Source organism: Planosporangium spinosum, assembly GCF_049999945.1.
Classification (GTDB): Bacteria; Actinomycetota; Actinomycetes; order Mycobacteriales; family Micromonosporaceae; genus Planosporangium; species Planosporangium spinosum.
Genome location: NZ_JBLYUB010000007.1, coordinates 65564 through 84690, shown reverse-complemented (window position 1 = coordinate 84690; position 19127 = coordinate 65564). Strand labels below are relative to the sequence as shown.

Annotated in this window: 19 protein-coding genes; 9 read left to right on the top strand and 10 right to left on the bottom strand. The window is 72.6% G+C overall.

Annotated features, from left to right (window positions below; translation table 11 throughout):
• Positions 1–28 precede the first annotated feature (28 nt).
• Both ACNTMW_RS11925 and ctaC read right to left on the bottom strand, forming a co-directional pair.
• Entirely contained in the window at positions 29–460 is a 432-nt protein-coding gene (locus tag ACNTMW_RS11925; RefSeq protein ID WP_426633526.1) for a cytochrome c oxidase subunit 4, read from the bottom strand.
• A 19-nt stretch (positions 461–479) separates the two neighbouring features.
• A complete protein-coding gene (gene ctaC, locus ACNTMW_RS11920; protein ID WP_483428538.1) occupies positions 480–1328 on the bottom strand; it encodes an aa3-type cytochrome oxidase subunit II in 849 nt (282 codons plus the stop codon).
• Positions 1329–1566: 238 nt separating this feature from the next.
• Here ctaC and ACNTMW_RS11915 point away from each other — a divergent pair, with 238 nt between their 5' ends.
• Both ACNTMW_RS11915 and ACNTMW_RS11910 read left to right on the top strand, forming a co-directional pair.
• The gene (locus tag ACNTMW_RS11915) at positions 1567–2661 is read left to right on the top strand and encodes a cysteine desulfurase family protein (RefSeq protein WP_426633525.1); all 1095 of its coding nucleotides are present in this window, start codon (positions 1567–1569) and stop codon (positions 2659–2661) included.
• Positions 2658–2876, top strand: a complete 219-nt coding sequence (locus ACNTMW_RS11910) for a sulfurtransferase TusA family protein (protein WP_426633524.1) — start codon at positions 2658–2660, stop codon at positions 2874–2876. Before ACNTMW_RS11915 ends, ACNTMW_RS11910 begins: the two co-directional genes overlap by 4 nt.
• Before the next feature lie 83 nt (positions 2877–2959).
• On the opposite strand, the gene ACNTMW_RS11905 is transcribed toward ACNTMW_RS11910, so the two are convergent.
• From ACNTMW_RS11905 to ACNTMW_RS11885, 5 genes are all read right to left on the bottom strand, one after another.
• Positions 2960–3382 carry a DUF4395 domain-containing protein gene (locus ACNTMW_RS11905; protein WP_426633523.1) on the bottom strand — a complete coding sequence of 141 codons (423 nt, stop codon included), beginning with the start codon at positions 3380–3382 and terminating at the stop codon, positions 2960–2962.
• A complete protein-coding gene (locus ACNTMW_RS11900) occupies positions 3382–3831 on the bottom strand; it encodes a TlpA family protein disulfide reductase (RefSeq protein WP_426633522.1) in 450 nt (149 codons plus the stop codon). The genes ACNTMW_RS11905 and ACNTMW_RS11900 overlap by 1 nt, the downstream gene beginning before the upstream one ends.
• A gap of 21 nt (positions 3832–3852) precedes the next feature.
• Positions 3853–4839: a carbohydrate kinase family protein gene (locus ACNTMW_RS11895; protein ID WP_426633521.1), complete on the bottom strand. Its 987-nt coding sequence runs from the start codon at positions 4837–4839 to the stop codon at positions 3853–3855.
• A 177-nt stretch (positions 4840–5016) separates the two neighbouring features.
• Complete coding sequence (erpA, locus tag ACNTMW_RS11890; protein ID WP_426633725.1) at positions 5017–5385, bottom strand: iron-sulfur cluster insertion protein ErpA; 369 nt, start codon at positions 5383–5385, stop codon at positions 5017–5019.
• 180 nt (positions 5386–5565) lie between these two features.
• On the bottom strand, positions 5566–6747 hold the full coding sequence (locus ACNTMW_RS11885; protein ID WP_426633520.1) for a glycerate kinase family protein: 1182 nt from the start codon (positions 6745–6747) through the stop codon (positions 5566–5568).
• A 67-nt stretch (positions 6748–6814) separates the two neighbouring features.
• On the opposite strand from ACNTMW_RS11885, the gene nadA reads away from it, so the two are divergent.
• From nadA to ACNTMW_RS11860, 5 genes are all read left to right on the top strand, one after another.
• Positions 6815–7981, top strand: a complete 1167-nt coding sequence (gene nadA, locus ACNTMW_RS11880; protein WP_426633724.1) for a quinolinate synthase NadA — start codon at positions 6815–6817, stop codon at positions 7979–7981.
• Between the two features lie 331 nt (positions 7982–8312).
• The gene (murA, locus tag ACNTMW_RS11875) at positions 8313–9644 is read left to right on the top strand and encodes a UDP-N-acetylglucosamine 1-carboxyvinyltransferase (RefSeq protein WP_426633519.1); all 1332 of its coding nucleotides are present in this window, start codon (positions 8313–8315) and stop codon (positions 9642–9644) included.
• Between the two features lie 105 nt (positions 9645–9749).
• A complete protein-coding gene (locus ACNTMW_RS11870) occupies positions 9750–10391 on the top strand; it encodes a DUF3043 domain-containing protein (protein WP_426633518.1) in 642 nt (213 codons plus the stop codon).
• Positions 10392–12099: 1708 nt separating this feature from the next.
• Entirely contained in the window at positions 12100–13662 is a 1563-nt protein-coding gene (locus ACNTMW_RS11865) for a WG repeat-containing protein (protein ID WP_426633517.1), read from the top strand.
• Between the two features lie 104 nt (positions 13663–13766).
• Positions 13767–14765 (top strand): aldo/keto reductase family protein, encoded by a 999-nt coding sequence (locus ACNTMW_RS11860; RefSeq protein ID WP_426633516.1) that lies wholly within the window; start codon positions 13767–13769, stop codon positions 14763–14765.
• A 124-nt stretch (positions 14766–14889) separates the two neighbouring features.
• On the opposite strand, the gene ACNTMW_RS11855 is transcribed toward ACNTMW_RS11860, so the two are convergent.
• From ACNTMW_RS11855 to ACNTMW_RS11845, 3 genes are all read right to left on the bottom strand, one after another.
• Positions 14890–15321, bottom strand: a complete 432-nt coding sequence (locus ACNTMW_RS11855) for a MarR family winged helix-turn-helix transcriptional regulator (RefSeq protein WP_426633515.1) — start codon at positions 15319–15321, stop codon at positions 14890–14892.
• A 168-nt stretch (positions 15322–15489) separates the two neighbouring features.
• Complete coding sequence (locus ACNTMW_RS11850) at positions 15490–16272, bottom strand: site-2 protease family protein (RefSeq protein ID WP_426633723.1); 783 nt, start codon at positions 16270–16272, stop codon at positions 15490–15492.
• A 4-nt stretch (positions 16273–16276) separates the two neighbouring features.
• Positions 16277–16477, bottom strand: a complete 201-nt coding sequence (locus tag ACNTMW_RS11845) for a hypothetical protein (RefSeq protein WP_426633514.1) — start codon at positions 16475–16477, stop codon at positions 16277–16279.
• 105 nt (positions 16478–16582) lie between these two features.
• Between ACNTMW_RS11845 and ACNTMW_RS11840 the strand changes: the two genes are divergently transcribed.
• Positions 16583–18349: a bifunctional adenosylcobinamide kinase/adenosylcobinamide-phosphate guanylyltransferase gene (locus ACNTMW_RS11840; RefSeq protein WP_426633513.1), complete on the top strand. Its 1767-nt coding sequence runs from the start codon at positions 16583–16585 to the stop codon at positions 18347–18349.
• Positions 18342–19124 (top strand): adenosylcobinamide-GDP ribazoletransferase, encoded by a 783-nt coding sequence (locus ACNTMW_RS11835; RefSeq protein WP_426633512.1) that lies wholly within the window; start codon positions 18342–18344, stop codon positions 19122–19124. The genes ACNTMW_RS11840 and ACNTMW_RS11835 overlap by 8 nt, the downstream gene beginning before the upstream one ends.
• The last annotated feature ends 3 nt before the right edge of the window (positions 19125–19127 follow it).

Here is a 19127-nt window from a genome sequence, read left to right as displayed (position 1 = left end):
GTGGGAGGTTCTGCGATCCGCCGGGGCGTCAGTGTTCCACGCCGCGCCGTGAGCCGGTGTAGAACTCGAAGAGCAGGCCGCCGGTAGCGAGGATCACGGCGACCATGCCGACCGCGATCAGCCACGGCGCCCAGAACACCATGCCGAGACCGGCCACGGTGGCGGCAAAGGCGAGGCCGAGCGGCCAGTAGCTGCCCGGGGCGAAGAAGCCGACCTCGCCCGCACCTTCGGAGATGTCCGCGTCCGCGCGGTCCTCCGGCCGCAGGTCGATGCGGCGGGAGATGAACCAGAAGTAGCCACCGCACATCGTGCACAGCAGGCCGGACAGGACCAGCGCGACGGTGCCGATCCACTCCATCCGGTGGACCGGGCTGTCGAGCCAGGTCCAGTAGCCGTAGACCGCGGCAGCCGCGTAGAGGAATACGCCGACCACGGCGAAAAGCTTGTACTCGCTCTTCATGATGGATCCTTGTCCGCCGTCAGCTCGCTGCGCGCTGTTGCTGGTCGGCTGGGAACGGGTGGGTCGTCGTCGCGAACGGCTTCTCGCCGATGCTCTCCAACGCCTCGGGCGTGCTCATGCCCTGCTGACGCGCCGCGATGAAGCGCTCGTACTTGTCCGGCGTCACCGCACGCAGCTCGAAGTTCATCATCGCGTGGTAGGCACCGCAGAGCTCGGCGCACCGGCCGACGTACGCGCCTTCCTTCTGGACCGTCACCTGGAACTTGTTCTCCACGTTGCCGGGGAACACGTCCCGCTTGAACAGCAGGTCCGGCACCCAGAACGAGTGGATGACGTCCTTGGAGTTCTCGTAGAGCAGGATGCTCTTGTTGGTCGGCACGACCAGGACCGGAACGTAGTCGCTGGTGCCGATCGTGGAGATCGCCTGCCCGTCGGCGCCCTTGGCGTTCTGGTCAAGGTAGCGGAACTGCCAGTTCCATTTGAACGCGACGACCTCGACCTTGACGTCGGGGTTCTTGCTCACCTTGTCGACGTAGCTCTGCGTGGTCGCCGTGTAGTAGAACAGCACCGCGATGACCAGGAACGGAAGGATCGTGTAGAGGAACTCGATCGGCAGGTTGTAGCGCGTCTGCAGCGGCAGCTCCTCGCCGCGCTTCCGGTAACGCACGATGCACCAGAAGATGAGTCCCCACACCAGGAAACCGACCACCAGGGCGGCCAGCACAGAGCCGACCCACAGGTCGTACATCCGGTGGGACTGGTCCGAAACTCCGCCCTCGGGCCAACCGAAGCCCCGGAACGGCTTGCCGACATCGCCGAGCGAGCAGCCGGAGAGCGCCATGACCGCGCCGAGCGCCGCGACGCTCAAACCGACGACACGCGCACCGACCGACCCGCGGCGGTTACGCGCCCGCGCGGAACTCGCGCCCGAACCGCTTGCGAACACCTGCTCTTGCCTCCTTAGCCCAAGGCCGCGACCCCGCTCGCCGATCCTGCCTCAGCGATCTTGACAACCGCCGACCTTGAGGGCATCACCGACGGTCGCAGATTACTCGACACCGCCCGGCGCACCTGGCAGGGGGTCACCGTGTCCCTACCCTGAATAGGTGCCCACATACTTCGACGCGGCCGCCGCCGCGCCGCTGCACCCCGTCGCGCGGCAAGCGCTGCTCGCCGCGCTGGACGACGGCTGGCTCGACCCCGGCAAGCTCTACAGCCAGGCCCGCCGGGCCCGCCAGCTCCTGGACGCGGCACGGGGGTCAATGGCCGAGTCGCTCGGCGTACGCGAGGACGAGCTGCACCTGTGCGCCAGCGGCACCGAGGCGGCGGCGCTGGCGGTACGCGGTGGGCTGGCCGGCCGCCACCGGGCCGGTACGACGTTCGTGTGCTCCGCGGTGGAGCACTCGGCGGTGTTGCAGGCCGCGCCGGGCGTGACCGTGCCGGTGGACCGGCTCGGCCGGGTCGATCTGGACGCGTTCGCGGCCGCGGTGGGCGCGCCGGGTGTGGCGTTGGCCGCACTGATGAGCGCCAACCACGAGGTGGGTACGGTCCAGCCGGTCGCACGGGCGGCCGAACTGTGCGCGGCGGCCGGCGTCCCGCTGTACGTGGACGCCGCCCAGTCCGCCGGCCGGGTGAGTTTGCCCACTGGTTGGTCGCTGCTGTCGGCCAGCGCGCACAAGTGGGGTGGGCCGCCGGGCGTCGGCGTGCTGGTGGTCCGCAAGGGCACCCGCTGGCTCGACCCGCGACCGACCGTCGCGCCGCCCAACCTGCCGGCGGTGGTGGCCGCCGCGGCGTCGCTGCGGGCGGTCCTGGCCACCGCCGACGCCGAGGCCGCCCGGCTGTCGCCGCTGGTGGACCGCATCCGCACGGTGGTGGCCTCGACCGTGCCGGACGTCGAGGTCGTGGGCGACCCGACTGACCGGCTGCCGCACCTGGTGACCTTCTCCTGCCTGTACGTCGACGGCGAGGCGCTGCTGCACGCGCTCGACCGGCACGGCTTCGCGGTGTCGTCGGGTTCCTCGTGTACCTCGTCGACGCTGCGTCCGAGCCACGTCCTGGAGGCGATGGGGGTGCTGTCGCACGGCAACGTACGGGTGTCCCTGCACCGGGAGACCACGGTCGACGAGGTGGCGCGGTTCCTGACCGTCCTGCCGGGCGTGGTGGCCGAGCTACGGGAGCACGCGGGGGTGGCGGGGCTGTGACCGGGCCGGAGATTCTCGACTGCCGGGGGCAGCGCTGCCCGCTACCGGTGATCGCGCTGGCCCGCCGCCTGCCCGAGGTCGCCGTCGGCGCGGTGCTGCGGGTACTGGCCGACGATCCGGCCGCCGCGGTCGACATCCCCGCGTGGTGCCGGATGCGCGGCCAGGAGTACCTGGGGGCGGCCGACGGCGGCTACGACGTCCGGCGCGTCACCTGAGCCGTACGTCGGGCGCGTCACCCGGCCGCACGTCCGGTGCGCCGGGCGCGAGACCCGCGTCACCCCGACCGGTGAGACCCGCGTCAGCGGAGCGTCGACCTGGCCGCCGTGATGCGCCGGAGCAGGAGATACAACTCACAGCCGAGGCACAGCCCGAAGGCGGCGTTGAGGAACGCCGCCGCGAGGGCGCACGCGATGGCGATCATGCCGACGACCGGGGAACCCGCCAGGTAGGCGGTGGCGGCGGCGGCCGTGAAGACGAAGCCGACCCCCTGAGCGAAGCGGACCGGCTCGGACGGCTCCCGCACCGGCGGTGGTGGGCTCAGGTGGCGCGCCACGAACTTCCGATAGATCCACCCGTACGGCGCGTACCTGACGCTCGCGGCACCGGCGGCGAACACGATGGCCTGCGCGACGGCGAGCCAGCCGCTGCCCGTGACCAGACACACAGCGAGGACCACTGAGGTGATGACCGCGCTGAACCGCGGCCCGCGGGGATCGAGCATTATCGGCTACTTTCGGCTGTCATCGCATCGCCGACCGCTGCCAGCAGGTGCGGCCGTGTGGGTGGTTGGCCGGCGGCGCGGCGGACCACCCGGCCGGTGGCGTCCACCACCAGGAGGGTAGGGGTCCGCATGATGCCCAGCGCCCGCACCTCGTCCAGGTGTGACTCCGCGTCGACCTCGATGTGGCGGACCCCGTCGACCTCCGCGGCGACCGAGGCGCACAGTGCCCGGGTGGCCCGGCACGGGGCACAGAATGCCGACGAGAACTGCAGCAGCGTCACGGGAGTGCCGTCGGAGACACCGAGCCGGGTGAGGACCTCACGTTCGGAGGTCGACGCCTGGTCCGGCGGGCGGAGCTTGCCGTCGCGGGCCCGACGGACCAGTCCGAACGCGGTCGCCGCCAGCACGACGGCGGCGACGACAACGATTCCGGTCAGTTCGGAGGGCACGCCGCGAGAATACCGCTTCCCCTACCGGGGCAGTAGGGATAGCTGCGGGCTGACCTCCTCGGCCGCCTCGTCGCCGTATGACTCCGCGAGCCGCTTGATGAACTCCGCGCCGCGCACCACGTACTCCTGCGTGCCGACCGTCTCCAGGACCAGCGTCGCCAGCAGCGAGCCGACCTGGGCGGACCGCTCCAGGGACAGCCCCCACGACAGGCCGGCGAAGAACCCGGCCCGGAAGCCGTCGCCGACGCCGGTCGGGTCGTACGCCTGGATCTCCCGGGCCACCGGCACGTGCACCGGGTCCATGTCCCGGCCGGTCACGCGTACCCCGTCCTTGCCCAGCGTGGTGACGCAGACGCCGACCCGGTCGAGGATCTCGGCCCCGGACAGACCGGTCTTGGCCTCCAGCAGTTCCTTCTCGTACTCGTTGGTGAGCAGGTAGGCGGCGCCGTCGACCAGGCTGCGTACGGCGTCCCCGGACATCCGGGCCAGCTGCTGCGACGGGTCGGCGGCGAACGCGTAACCCCGCTCGCGGCACTCCTCGGTGTGGCGGACCATCGCCTCCGGGTCGTCGGCGCCGATCAGGAACAGGTCGATCCCGCCGAGCCGGTCGGCGACCGGGGCCAGCTCGATGTTGCGCGCCTCGGCCATCGCACCCGCGTAGAACGACGCGATCTGACACATGTCCTCGTCGGTGGTGCAGACGAACCGGGCCGTGTGCGCGACCTCACTGACGTACACCGAGTCGCAGTCCACGCCGTGGCGCTCCAGCCAGGAGCGGTAGTCGCCGAAGTCGGCACCGACCGCGCCGACCAGGGTCGGGCGCAGGCCCAGCTGGGCCATGCCGAAGGCGATGTTCGCGGCCACCCCGCCCCGGCGTACGACCAGGTCGTCCACCAGGAACGACAACGACACCTTGTGCAGCTGGTCGGGCAGCAACTGCTCGGCGAACCGGCCCGGGAAGTGCATCAGGTGGTCCGTCGCGATCGAGCCCGTCACAGCTATCTTCATGGGAACCTCAAGGTGTCTTAACAGCGGTCGGACAGCGGGCCGAGCCTACCGGCCGCACCCGGGATCCCGCCGGACACGGCCGCCGGACCCGGGATCCCGCCGGACCCGCCCGCCACACCCGCTTCATACGCGAAACGGCCGCACCCACGAGGGGTACGGCCGTTTCGAAGACGTGACTCAGTGGAACGAGTCACCGCAGGCGCACGAGCCCTGCGCGTTCGGGTTGTCGATGGTGAAGCCCTGGGCGTCGATGCGGTCGGCGAAGTCGATCGTCGCGCCGGTGAGGTAGGGCACGCTCATCCGGTCGACCACGACCTCGAAGCCGTCGTATTCGGTGACGGCGTCACCGTCGAGCGAACGCTCGTCGAAGAACAGCTGGTAACGAAGTCCGGAGCAGCCACCCGGCTGAACCGCGACGCGCAGCCTCAGGTCGTCGCGGCCCTCCTGCTCGATCAGCGCCTTCACCTTCTGCGCGGCGACGTCGGTCAGGACGACGCCGGCCGGGTTGGCGGCCTGAGCTGGTTCAGTCTGCGAAGCGGTCACGATTAGTGCTCCCTGCGCTGGTTTGTAAGGTCCACCGGGGGCAACGACGCACCGCCCGGAGAGCATTCCCATTGTGACATAGCAGGCGACCTGCGCTCTCCCGAGCGATCCGCAGATCACCGCGGGTACGGCCGCGCGTCACCGCGGGTACCGGGCCGGGCACGCCGAACGCACCGCGCGCGGTCAACGGCTCCACTGCCGGGCCGCCCGGGCCGCCAGCGCCCGCAACCCCTCGGTTGGCCGGTCCATCGCCGCACCGGGCGGTCCGACGTGCTCCGCCACCGAGTACACGGTCGTCACCCCGATCCGCGCCGCCTCCCGCCGCCCGGCGCTGATCTGGCCGGCGACGACCAGGCAGGGCAGCGCCCGGTCCCGGGCCGCCTCCGCGACCGCGGCGACGACCGTACCGCGCAGCGCCCGGTGGTCGAACGAACCGACCCCGGTGACGACCAGGTCGGCGGCGTCCAGCGCGGCGTCAAGACCGGACAGGCGCCGGACGAGGCCGGTACCGGACACCCGGTGGCCGCCGAGCGCGAGCACCGCCGCGCCCAGCCCGCCCGCCGCACCGGCACCGGGCGCCGTGGCCAGGCCGGCCGGGCAGCCGGGCAGGTCGCGCTCCAGCACCTCGGCGAACCGGGTCAGGGCCGCGTCCAGGACCAGGACGTCCGCACGGGTGGCGCCCCGGCCGGGCCCGTACACCGAACTGGTGCCGTGCAGGCCGACGAGCGGGCTGTCGACGTCGGTGGCGGCCACCAGCCGGGCACCCCGCAGCCGCGGTACACCACCGAGGCGGGCGCAGGCCGCGAGCGCCGCTCCGCCGTACGGCAGGGCGTACCCGGCGTGGTCGAGCGGGACCGCGTCGAGCGCGGCCAGCATGCCGGCGCCGGCGTCGTTGCTGGCCACGCCATCGGTGTCGCCCCCGACGGCGGCGGCCTGGCCACCCAGCCCGATGACGACCTCCCGCGCGCCGTTCTCCACCGCCGCGGTGACGAGCGGGCCGAGCCCGTACGACGTGGTGATCCTCGGATCGCGCTCGGCCGCCGCGAGCAGGTGCAGCCCGCACGCCTGGGCGGCTTCGACGTACCCGGTCGCGCCGTCGACGAGCACCTCGCCGGTGACCGGCCGGCCGAGCGGATCGGTCGTGGTCACCCGGATCCGCCGCGCCCCGGGCAGGTCCAGCGCGTCCAGGAACCCGGTACCGCCGTCGGACAGCGGCCGTACGGTCACCTCGTCGCCGGGGGCCACCTCATGCCAGCCGTCGGCCATCGCCTCGGCCGCGTCCCGCGCCGACAGCGCGCCGAATTCCGCCGAATCCCGCGCCGAGAGCGCACCGACGAACGTGTCCGGACAGATCAGTACCCGCATGATCCGCGAGTCTGCCAGGTCACAGTGACGTGGCCCGTGCACCGTCAGGCGCACGTGCAAGCATGGTCTGGTGACTTGGGCTGAACCCTCTGCGACCGCGACCGCGCTGCTCCTGCTGGGCCGGGGCACCGACCCGGCCAGTGAGCGGGGCGTCGAGTGCCCCGGCGACCTGCCCGCGCCCAGCGACCCCGACCTGGTCGCCCGCGCCACGGCGGCCAAGGCGGCGCTCGGCGACCGCGTCTTCGTCCTCGGGCACCACTACCAACGCGACGAGGTGATCCAGTTCGCCGACGTGACCGGCGACTCCTTCAAGCTCGCGCGGGAGGCGGCGGCCCGGCCGGACGCCGAGTACATCGTGTTCTGCGGCGTGCACTTCATGGCCGAGAGCGCCGACATTCTGACCAGCGACGCGCAGAAGGTCGTGCTGCCCGACCTCGCGGCCGGCTGTTCCATGGCCGACATGGCGGCGCTGCCTCAGGTCGAGGAGGCCTGGGACACGCTCGTCGAGCTGGGCATCGCCGACCGGACGGTACCGGTCACGTACATGAACTCCTCCGCCGACATCAAGGGCTTCGTCGGCCGCAACAAGGGCGTCGTCTGCACCTCGTCGAACGCCGAGCGGGCGCTGCGCTGGGCGTTCGAGCGCGGCGAGAAGGTGCTCTTCCTGCCCGACCAGCACCTCGGTCGCAACACCGCCGTGCTGGAGATGGGCCTGACGCTCGACGACTGCGTGCTGTACGACCCACACAAGCCGAACGGCGGCGTGACCGCCGAGCAGTTGCGCGCCGCGAAGATGATCCTGTGGCGCGGCCACTGCTCGGTCCACGGGCGGTTCACCCTGGACTGCGTCACCGAGGTGCGCGACCGGGTACCCGGCGTCAACGTGCTGGTCCACCCCGAGTGCCGGCACGAGGTGGTCACCGCCGCCGACTACGTCGGGTCGACCGAGTACATCATCTCCACGATCGAGGCCGCGCCGGCCGGCTCGGCCTGGGCCGTCGGCACCGAGCTCAACCTGGTACGCCGGCTCGCCAACGCCCACCCCGACAAGCAGATCACGTTCCTGGACCGGACCGTCTGCTACTGCTCGACGATGAACCGCATCGACCTGCCGCACCTGGTCTGGGCGTTGGAGGAACTCGTCGCCGGCCGTGTGGTCAACCAGATCACGGTCGCCCCGCAGACGGCGCACTACGCCCGGGTCGCGCTCGACCAGATGCTCGCCCTGCCGTAGGCGCTCAGCCTGCCGCAGGTGCTCGACCCGCCGCAGGCGCTCCGGCACGCACCGGGGCGGGTGCCACTCCGCTCCCCGCCGGTACCCCGGCTTCTGCACCGGCCTCCCGGCACGCCTGGCGTACCCGGCACGCCAGGCAGCTCATTACGCTCCGCCCCTGATCGGTGACGCCATGCCGTTTTGACGGCGACACATGCCGATTTCATGCCACCACAAGACTCCGCTTATCGATCGACCGGATCGGTGGGGATATGCTGCCCGAGCGAGACCGGACCGTGATCTTTTCGAGTCCCCTTCCCCCCACATCTCTCGCTCCAGGCTTCGGAGGTCTGTGTTGAACGACGTCCTCGTCGTGCACGGCGGCACGCCCCTGTACGGAAAGACCCGGGTACGTGGCGCCAAGAACCTCGTGTCGAAGGCGATGGTGGCGGCGCTGCTGGGCGACACGCCCAGCCGGCTGTTCGACGTACCGGCGATCAGCGACGTCGAGATCGTCCGCGGTCTGCTGGAGCTGCACGGAGTACGCGTCACCGACGGCGAGAGCGACGGTGAGCTGGTCCTCGACCCGACCAATGCCGGCCGGGCCGACGCCGACGAGATCAACGTCCACGCCGGATCCAGCCGGATCCCGATCCTGCTGTGCGGCCCGCTGCTGCACCGGCTCGGCCACGCGTTCATTCCCGACCTGGGCGGCTGCAACATCGGCGGCCGGCCGATCGACTTCCACCTGCGGGCGCTGCGCGAGTTCGGCGCGGTCGTCACCAAGACCGCGTCCGGGATGGACATCACCGCACCCAACGGCCTGCACGGCACCAAGCTGGAACTGCCGTACCCCAGCGTCGGCGCCACGGAACAGGTCCTGCTGACCGCCGTGCGCGCCGAGGGTGTCACCGAGCTGCGCAACGCCGCCATCGAGCCGGAGATCATCGACCTGATCTGCGTCCTGCAGAAGATGGGCGCCATCATCAAGGTCCACACCGACCGGGTCATCGAGATCGAGGGTGTGAAGCGGCTCGGCGGGTACGTCCACCGCCCGATCCCCGACCGCATCGAGGCCGCGAGCTGGGCCGCGGCCGCGCTGGCCACCAAGGGCGACGTGTTCGTCGAGGGCGCCCGGCAGTCCGACATGATGACCTTCCTGAACACCTTCCTGTCGGTCGGTGGGGCCTTCGAGGTCGACGACACACCGGTCGGTGGCGGCATCCGGTTCTGGCACCCCGGTGGCGAGCTGCGCGCGGTCGCCCTGGAGACCGACGTGCACCCCGGCTTCATGACCGACTGGCAGCAGCCGATGGTGGTGGCGCTGACGCAGGCGCGCGGGCTGTCGATCGTGCACGAGACCGTGTACGAGCGGCGCCTGGGCTACACGAAGGCGCTCAACACGATGGGGGCGACGATCCAGGTGTACCGGGAGTGCCTGGGCGGCACCCCGTGCCGCTTCGGGCGCCGCAACTTCCTGCACTCCGCGGTGATCGCGGGGCCCAGCAAGTTGCATGCGGCGGAACTGGTGATCCCCGACCTGCGGGCCGGCTTCAGTCACCTGATCGCCGCGCTGGCCGCCGAGGGCACGTCGCGCGTCTACGGGGTCAACCTGATCAACCGCGGGTACGAGGACTTCGAGAGCAAGCTGGCCGCGCTCGGCGCCCGCGTCGAGCGCCCCTAGCCGTGATCGTGGCGAGTTCGCGGGGCCACCGCCCCGCGAACTCGGCTTGATCATGGGGAGGGTGACGGTGGGTGTAAGCGTGCCGCGTCGGATACCCTTCACCGCGTGCCGTCGCTCTTTCGCCGCAAGTCAACCGATCTGGTGGAGGCTGCCGTAGCCGAGGCCACCTCGGCCGACGCAAGCTCCGCCGAGGCCACCGAAGCCCGCCCCAAGGGGTACACGCCGAGCAAGAAGGAGCTCGGCAAGATCACCCCCAAGCGCCCGCGCGCGGGTGCGTTGCGGGAGGCCCCGCCGGCCGACCGCAAGGAGGCGGCCCGGCGCGCCCGCGAGAAGGCGCGGGCGGCCCGCACCGAGCAGCGGGCCGGCATGCTGGCCGGTGACGAGCGCTACCTGATGCCGCGCGACCAGGGACCGGAGCGGGCACTGGTCCGCGACGTGGTCGATTCCCGCCTGACCGTCGGCACCTGGTTCTTCAGCTTCGCGTTCGTCCTGCTGGTGGTGTCGTCGATGCGGTCGCTGCCACCCCAGGTCGGCCTGGCGGCGAACCTGGTCTGGTTGCTGCTGGGCTTCGGCGTCATCCTGGACGTCGTCCTGATGTCGCGAAAGATCAACCGGCTGGTGCGCGAGCGCTTCCCGAAGACGCAGCAGCGGATGGGCAGCCTGTACATGTACGCGGCGATGCGCTCGCTCAGCTACCGGCGCTTCCGCATCCCGAAGCCCCGGGTGTCGGCCGGCGCCAAGATCTGACCCTGGACGCCCGCGCGCTCGGGCCCGACCACCACGTACCCGTGGGCCGGTCGGGCCCGAGCGCCGTCTCGGGCCGGCAGCACGGACCCTGCCGCGGCACCGCCATCCGGCCGGCCATGACGCCCCGCCCATGGCGGCCATGACACCCCGCACATGGCGGCCAGGACGTCGTCGGCGCGGATCCGGACATCCGTCGGCGGCCGCCCGTACGACCAGCCGCCCGTACGAGTAGCCGACAGCCACCACCGGCGGTACCGTCCACGATCCCCGACCGGACGACACCGCGAACGACCGCGAGGGCTAAGACTTGACGAACATCGCGGCAATCTTCGCCTGTCGATATGTCGTATGCGCCTGGATTGAGGTACGGCGAGTGCGGCGTACATCCTGAATCTGGTGAAAATGGGGCGAGCCACGGTGGCGGCGGGGAGGCTCAAGCCGTACCCTCCTTCCGCGACCACGCCAGAATGTGTGGACCAGCGGAGGGGACGCTGGTCAATTCCCGGCGCGGGGATTTCTCTTGGGGCGAGGAGATCTGAGCGTGAGCGACGTGCACCCGGACGAGGAGCCGGGAACCGCCGCGCCCGCTTGGGCGACCCTCCCCACCCTGCCCTGGGGCCACCCCGTACCCGAACCCAGGCACAAGCCGGACATCGCCCCTTCCGCACCGGCGCGTACCGAGGACGCCGCCGCCCCGCACCGGCCACCGAACCGTTCCGACCCACGCCCCGACGCCTGGCGCCCACCGCAGCCGTACCCGCGTCCGGACGACAGGTTCCCGCCGCGCCCGGACGCCGGGCCGGATCTCGGGATCCCACCGCACCCGGAGAGCCGGCACGAGCTGCCGCCCCGGCCGAACCTGCCACCGCCGCCGCCCACCGGCCGGCCGTCGCCGGCGTACCGGTACCCCGCGCGGTCGGCCCATCCGCCGTACGGCGACGACGCCGACCCGGCCCGCGGCCATCTCGCCGGCCCACCCCGGCCCGGGCACCCGCAGCCGTCCGGTCCGGCCGGTCCACCCGGGTCGTACCGGGCGGCCCCATCGCCGCCTCGCCCGGTACCCGGGGTGCCCGGTGACCACGGCCAGCCGTACCCACCGCCCCACCGCGGTCCACGGCCGAACCCGGCGGTACCACCACACCCCGGCGCGCCCGTGCCACCGAGGACCACCGGCTACGGCGCTCCCCCGGGTACGGCGGGGCGCGGCGGGCCGGTCCCACCGCCGCCCGCTCCTCCGGTTCCCGGCCGGCACGCTCCGGCCGGGCCGCCGGTGCCACCCCGCCCGATGAGCGCACCGCCCTCCGGTCCCCGGCCGGGCTTCCGGCCGACCGTGGAGCCACCGGTGTCATCGGTACCGATGTCCGGCCCACCGGTGTCGTCGGTGCCGATGTCCGGCCCACCGGTGTCATCGGTACCGATGTCCGGCCCACCGGTATCGCGCGCACCCGGCTTCGGGCCGCCCGTATCCGGTGCGCCCATGTCGGGTCCGCCCGTCTCCGCTCCGCCCACGTCGGGTCAACCCTGGTCCGGCCCGCCGGGCGCCTCCGCGCCGGTGTCCGCACCGCCGACCCCCGTGTCCGCACCGCCGACCCCCGTGTCCGCGCCCCCGGTGTCCGCACCGCCGACCCCCGTGTCCGCACCGCCGACCCCGGTGTCCGCGCCCCCGACCCCCGTGTCCGCGCCCCCGGTGTCCGCACCGCCGACCCCCGTGTCCGCGCCCCCGGTGTCCGCGCCCCCGGTGTCCGCGCCCCCGGTATCGGTGACGCCGGTATCCGCGCCCCCGGTATCCGCACCGCCGGCGAGCCGTGACACCGCCGACGCGGCCGCGGCCGTACCCGAGGGTCCCGCCACGGACGGAGGGAGCGCCCCGGCCGCGGATTCGCCGGAGCCACCCGCGCCGCCGGAGCCACCCGCGCCGCCGGAGCCACCCGCGCCGCAGGAGCCACCCGTACCGCCGGTCGACGCCGAGCGGGTACTCGCCGAGTACCACTGGCAGTTCGATCCGGACACGCTGCGGGAGGTCGTCGAAGGCGCCCAGATCGACGAACTCACCGAGGTCCGCCGCCTGCTGACCGCGAAGCTCGACGCGGAGTCCGGCAACGGCCCACGGGCGCGGCTGCTCAGCCTGCGGGCGGTGGTCTCGCGGATCCTCGACGATCTCGACACGGCATTGGCCGACGGCCAGCTCGCACTGACCCACGCCGAGGCCACCGGCGAGCTGCGCCGGATCGCGATCGCCCAGGCTCGGCTCGCGCACGTCCTGCAGTGGCGGGGCGAGTACGACGAGGCCGACCGGCTGTTCACGCTCGCGAACTCCACCGAGCTTCCCGACCGGCTCCGCGCGACGATGCACCACCAGGCCGGCAAGTGCGCCTTCGACCAGGGACGCTTCATCGAGGCGTGCAACCACTTCGAGCGGGCCCTCGAACTGCGCCGTGAGGAGGACCCCGACCTCATCGCGCAGACCGAGCTGGCGCTGGACGCCGTGTTCCGGGGGGTCGCGGAGAAGGGCTTCGGGCCGTACCCGCGCTCCCGCCACGAGATCCTGCAGATCCCGAAGGCGCTGGCCGCGACGCTCGACGAGCACACCCGGCGGTGGGGCTTCACCGACGATCTCGGCGTGTTCCGGATCGCACCGAGGTTCACCGACGTCCAGCCGTTCCGCGACGGTGTGGCGTGGGTCCAGCGCCCGGGTTCACGCAACTGGGAGCTGATCAACGACGTCGGAGACCTGCTGATCGACCGTACGTCCGGGTACCTGGGAGTGGGCAGCTTCTCCGACGGCATCGCCTGGGTCTCCCGCGACGGCACGAGCCGTTGGCTCGCGGTGGACAAGTCGAACAGGGTCCTCATCGAGGCCGGGTTCGACGACGTGCGGCCGTTCCGGCGCGGGCTGGCCCCGGTCCGGCGCGACGGGCGGTGGGGCGCCGTCGATGCCACCGGCCGGCTCGTCGTACCGCTGCGTTACGACGGGTTCGCCACGGCGCTGCACGACGGGCGCTACATCGACGGGTTCTGTGACGAGGGTCTCGCGATCATCGCGCTGGGCAGTTACAAGGGTGTCGTGGACCGTACCGGCCGGCTGATCCTGCCGCCGCTGCACCCGGCGCTGGTGATCCACCCGGTGGTGTTCCTGTTCGCCACCCCGGCGGGTCGCTGGGGCGCGCTCGACCGGCGCGGCCGCCCGCTGCTCGCGGCCGAGTTCCCCAGCCGGGACGCGGTGACCGAGGAGATCGACCGGCTGCTCAGCGACGCCCGGCCGATCCTGTAGGAGTACCTCTGTCGCTCCCTGCGGGAAGCGCCCCCCGTCCGTTATCGATCCTGTAGGAAGCACCACCGGAGCGCTCCTTACCCGGCAACGATAGGGTCAAGGTCATGGAGTTCCGTCACCTTGGCCGCTCCGGGATGCTCATCAGCGAGATCTCGTACGGCAACTGGATCACCCACGGCTCGCAGGTTGAGGAGGAGCAGGCGACCGCGTGCGTGCGGGCCGCTCTCGACCTGGGAATCACCACCTTCGACACGGCCGACGTGTACGCCGGCACCCGCGCCGAGGAGGTGCTCGGCCGGGCGCTGAAGGGGCAGCGGCGTCAGTCGCTCGAACTGCTCACGAAGGTCTACTGGCCGACCGGCACCGGCCCCAACGACCGCGGCCTGTCCCGCAAGCACATCATGGAGTCGATCAACGGCTCCCTGCGCCGGCTGCAGACCGACTACGTCGACCTGTACCAGGCCCACCGCTACGACTACGCCACCCCGCTCGAGGAGACGATGGAGGCGTTCGCCGACATCGTCCACTCCGGCAAGGCCCACTACATCGGTGTGTCGGAGTGGAAGGCGTCGCAGATCCGCGAGGCGCACGCGCTGGCCCGCGAGCTGAAGATCCAACTCGTCTCCAGCCAGCCGCAGTACTCGATGCTGTGGCGGGTCATCGAGCCCGAGGTCGTACCCACCTGCGAGGAGCTGGGCATCGGCCAGATCGTATGGTCGCCGATGGCCCAGGGCGTGCTGACCGGCAAGTACCTGCCCGGCCAGCCGCCGCCGGCCGGTTCCCGGGCCACCGACGAGAAGTCGGGTGCGGGCTTCATCTCCAGCCTGCTGACCGACGAGGTGCTGACCCGGGTGCAGCAGCTCAAGCCGCTCGCCGAGCAGGCCGGCCTCACCATGGCGCAGCTGGCGATCGCCTGGGTGCTCCAGAACCCGAACGTGTCGTCGGCGATCGTCGGCGCGACCCGGCCGGAGCAGTTGCAGGACAACGTCAAGGCCGTGGGCGTCAAGCTCGACGCCGACCTGATGAAGGCCATCGACAGCGTGCTGGACCCGATCGTCGAGCGGGACCCGGCCAAGACCGAGAGCCCGCGCACCCGCGGGTAACGCGACACCCGCCAAGATCGTCACAACGTCTACGGAACCAGGATCGCCACAACTTCCGAGAAGTTGTGGCCTCACGGAGCCGGGAGACCACGACTTCCGGCAAGTTGTGACGATCTTGGCGGCGTCAGTCGTCCTCGACCAGGGACTCCAGGGCGGGGAGCGCGGCCACCAGCGCGGCCCGCTGTTCGCCGGTCAACCGGGCGACCCGCGCGCCCAGCAGCGCCGTGCGCTGCGACCGGATCCGGGCAAGGGCCTCGATCCCGGCCGGCGACAGCGAGACCCGTACCGAGCGGGCGTCGGTCGGGTCGGGTTCCCGGATCACCAGACCACGCTCGGCCAGCGACGACAGCACCCGGGTCATCGTCGGGGCGGTCACCGCCTCGCGGGCGGCCAGCTCGCCGGAGCGCAGCGCCCCGTGCTTTTCCAGGGTGGCGAGAGCCGACAACTGCAGCGGCGGGACGTCGTTGGTCGCCAACCTGATCCGGCGGGCCAGCCGGCTGACCGCGAGTCGCAGCCGGGTCGCCAGTTCACTGTCCACGTCGGTCGGCTCGCTCACGATGGTCACTCCTCGGACGTCTACGACGAGGGATGAACAGTAACAATGAGCTGTTCAGCCGTTACCGCGACCCGGCACCGTACCGGTTCAGCCCGGCGCGACGCCGGCCACCCGGGGCCGACGCGACCCCGGCCACCTCGGCGGCACTCGGGTACCGCCCCGGCGGGACTACAGCGCCAGGCTCGGGAAGAGCCGGTGCCCCTCCGCCACCAAGCTGATGGGCAGGCCGATCAGGTCGCCGAGGAAGAAGACGACATTGAAGAACAGGCCGTTGATCGCCGGAGTCCACAGCAGCGCGATCAGCAGCAGCATCCCGTAGGGCGCCACATGCTGGAAACCCCGCTGCCACTGCGGGCTCAGCCACGGCTCGACCAGATTGCCGCCGTCGACCCCCGGGATCGGCACGAAGTTGAGTACCGTCGCGGTCAGTTGCAGGAACGCCAGGAACGCCACCCCGCTCCAGAACGTCACGTGCGCGAACGTGTCGACACCCCACGCGAACGGCAGCACCAGCAGGATCGAGAACAGCAGGTTCGTGGCCGGACCGGCGAAGCTGATGAAGCTGTCCCACCCTCGGCTGCGGATCGCGTGCCGGTCGACCCACACCGCACCGCCCGGCAGGCCGATGCCGCCGAGCAGGACGAACGCCAACGGGATCACGAACGACAGGAACGGATGCGTGTACTTGGTCGGGTCGAGCGTCAGGTACCCGCGCTCGGCGACCATCCGGTCACCACCGTGGAAGGCGACGACCGCGTGCGCGTACTCGTGCAGGCACAGCGACACGAGCCAGCCGGAGGCGACGAACAGGAACACGTTGAACCGGTCGTTGCCGATTCCCTGCCAGGCCATCCAGCCGCTGACGGCCACCAGGCCGACCAGGCAGACGAAGATCGGGCTGGGCCGGAACTGGGCACGGCTGAGGCCGTAGGACCGGCGCTGGCTACCCAGCACCTCACTCCTCCCGGGGCAGGAGGCTCATCCGGTACTCCACCCGGTCCTCCTCCACGAGGCTCGCCGTCACCGCACCGGTCGCCAGTAGATCACGCCACGTCTGCCCGATCCAGGACTCGGCGTCGGACTGGCTGGAAAACGCCTCGTGCGGCCCGTCGACGGGCCGGCCCTGCGCGTCCTCGTACCGCCACATCCACGCCATGTCGCGTACCCCTTCCCCTCGGTCCCCGGTCAGCCTAACGACCTTCGGCGCGAAGTTCGGATGCCGGGCACCGGACCCGGGGCTCGGCGCCATAAGGTACGGAGCATGTCATGGCAGTCCGGCAGGCGTCTCCTTGTACTGGGTGGGATCCGTTCCGGCAAGTCGGAGTTCGCCGAACAGATCGTGTCCGCTTCCACCCAGGTCCGCTACGTCGCGACCGCCGCCGGGGCGGGTGATCCGACGTGGGCGGCCCGGATCGCGGCGCACCGGGACCGCCGCCCGCAGCAGTGGTCGACCGAGGAGACCGGCGCCGACCCGGGGCGGCTCGTCACACTGCTCGCCGACGCGAAGCCGGACGAGGTGCTGCTGGTCGACGACCTGGGCGGCTGGCTCACCGCGACGCTCGACGCGGCCGGCGCCTGGGACGCCGGCGCCGGGGCACCCGACGACCCGGCCGTGACATCGTTCACTCCCGATGGCGCCGCGACACCGGCCGCGGGCGCCGCGGCGGCGCTCACCGCCGCGGTGCGGGACTGCCCCGCGGCCATGCTCGTCCTCGTCAGTCCCGAGGTGGGGCTCACGGTCGTCCCGCCGACCCCCTCAGGCCGGCTCTTCGCCGACGCGATCGGCACGCTGAACCAGGCCGTCGCGCAGGAGTGCGACGCGGTCGCGTTCGTCGTCGCGGGCCAGCCGACCTGGGTCAAGGGCACCGACCCGCGTGGTCCGGCGGCCGGTGCCCGGCTGACCCCGGTCACCGGCGGGGTGTCCACGCCCGCCGTGGCAGACGCCACCGCCCAGGTCGCCACGCCGGCGCCGGAGGTCACCGCACCCGCCCGGACGCCGACCGGCGTGGCGGCGATCACGGTCGGCATGAGCCTGCCGATGCCCGACGAGAACGCCCCCGCCGCGGCCGGCGAGCGGCTGGCCACGCTCGGCGTGGCCGGGTTCGGGGCGCTGGCCCCGGTCGTCCGGTTCGCCGCCGGCACCCAGGGCCAGGCGGTTCCGCAGCCGTGGCAGCAGGTACGGATGCTGGTGCTGCACACCGACCACGACGGCGACGTGGCCGCGGGTGACTCCCCCGCCGCGTCCGCGCGCCGGCTCGACGCGGCCGAGCGCGGTGAGGGGCCCTGGGCGCTGCTGGCCGGCACCGCGGGCGTGGCGGTGCAGACCGTCCGCTGGCCTCGGACGGCCGCCGCGATCGAGCACACCGACGCGCTGGAGCCCGACGAGGTGGACGCCGCGCTGGAGTACGGCTGGCAGCTCGCCGAGAGCGCCGTGGACACCGGCACCGACCTGATCGTCCTCGGCTCGGGCGGGGCGGGTGCCGACGCCGTGGCGGCCGCGATCATCTCGCTGACCGCCAACGGCGAGATCGCGGCGCTGCTCGGCCGCGTCATCGGCCCGGACGGGCGCATCGACGACCTGGCCTGGATGCGCCGGTGCGCGGCCGTGCGCGACGCGCTGCACCGGGTACGGGCCCGGGCCCGCGACCCGCGCGCGCTGCTGGCCACGCTCGGCGGCGCCGACCACGCGGTGGCGACCGGGGTCCTGCTCGGCGCGGTGGCCCGGCGCACCCCGGTCATGATCGACGGACCGGTGGGCGTGGCGGCCGCGCTGGTCGCGCGGGACTTCGGGGCGCAGACCCGGCACTGGCTCGTGCTGCCCGACACCGGCGGCCACCCGGCCGTCCAGTTGGGCGCCGAGGTCCTGGGGGTCACGCCGGTCCTGGATCTCCGGCTCGGGCTCGGTGAAGGGGCGACGGCCCTCGCGGCGCTGCCGCTGCTGCGCTCGGCGCTCACGCTCGCGGCGACCCTGCCCGCGTCGCCGCCGCCCGCGTCGGCGACGGCCCCGTCAGCGCCGCCCGGTGTCTGAAGCGCCCTCCGGGCCGGCCCTCGGCGCCGGGCTGCGCCTGGCGCTGACCACGTTCACGGTCGCGCCGGTACGTGCCGGCCGGGTCGACCGGGCCGCGGCGGGGGGCGCGATGGCGCTGGCGCCCGTGGTCGGCGCGGTGCTCGGCGCGGTCCTGGCCGCGGTCGGGCTGGCCCTGCGCTGGCTCGGCGCGCCGGCCCTGGTCGCCGGGGCCGTCATGGTCGCGGTCGGGCTGCTGCTCACCCGCGGCCTGCACGTGGACGGGCTGGCCGACACCGCCGACGGGCTGGGCTCGTACCGGGACGCGGCCGGCGCGCTCGACGTCATGAAGAAGCCCGACATCGGCCCGTTCGGGGTGGCCGCGGTCGCGGTCACGCTGCTGCTCCAGGCCGCGTGCGGAGCCGCCCTGCTCACCCGGCCCTGGCCGGCGGCGGTCGCCGGGGTGGCGGCCGCCACCGCGGCGGGCCGGCTCGGGGTGGCCTGGGCGTGCCGGCGCGGGGTACCGGCGGCGCGCCCGGGCGGGCTGGGCGCGATGGTCGCGGGGACGGTCGGGTGGCTCGCCGCCACCGCCGGTCTGGTGTTCGTCGCGGCACTGGCGCTGCCGGCGGCGCCCGGCCACCGTTGGCAGGGCCCGGCGGCGGTCGCCGTCGCGCTCGTCGCCACGCTGCTGCTGGTACGCCACGCGGTCCGCCGGCTCGGCGGGGTCACCGGTGACGTCCTCGGCGCCGTCGTCGAGGTCGGCGCGACGGTCGGCTACCTCGTACTGTCGCTGTCCTGACGC

Coding starts and splice junctions, on each gene's coding strand:
- ACNTMW_RS11925 (WP_426633526.1), bottom strand. CDS start 460: ATGAAGAGCGAGTACAAGCTTTTCGCCGTGGTCGGCGTATTCCTCTAC.
- ACNTMW_RS11905 (WP_426633523.1), bottom strand. CDS start 3,382: ATGCTCGATCCCCGCGGGCCGCGGTTCAGCGCGGTCATCACCTCAGTG.
- ACNTMW_RS11895 (WP_426633521.1), bottom strand. CDS start 4,839: ATGAAGATAGCTGTGACGGGCTCGATCGCGACGGACCACCTGATGCAC.
- ACNTMW_RS11885 (WP_426633520.1), bottom strand. CDS start 6,747: ATGCGGGTACTGATCTGTCCGGACACGTTCGTCGGTGCGCTCTCGGCG.
- ACNTMW_RS11860 (WP_426633516.1), top strand. CDS start 13,767: ATGGAGTTCCGTCACCTTGGCCGCTCCGGGATGCTCATCAGCGAGATC.
- ACNTMW_RS11845 (WP_426633514.1), bottom strand. CDS start 16,477: ATGGCGTGGATGTGGCGGTACGAGGACGCGCAGGGCCGGCCCGTCGAC.
- ACNTMW_RS11840 (WP_426633513.1), top strand. CDS start 16,583: ATGTCATGGCAGTCCGGCAGGCGTCTCCTTGTACTGGGTGGGATCCGT.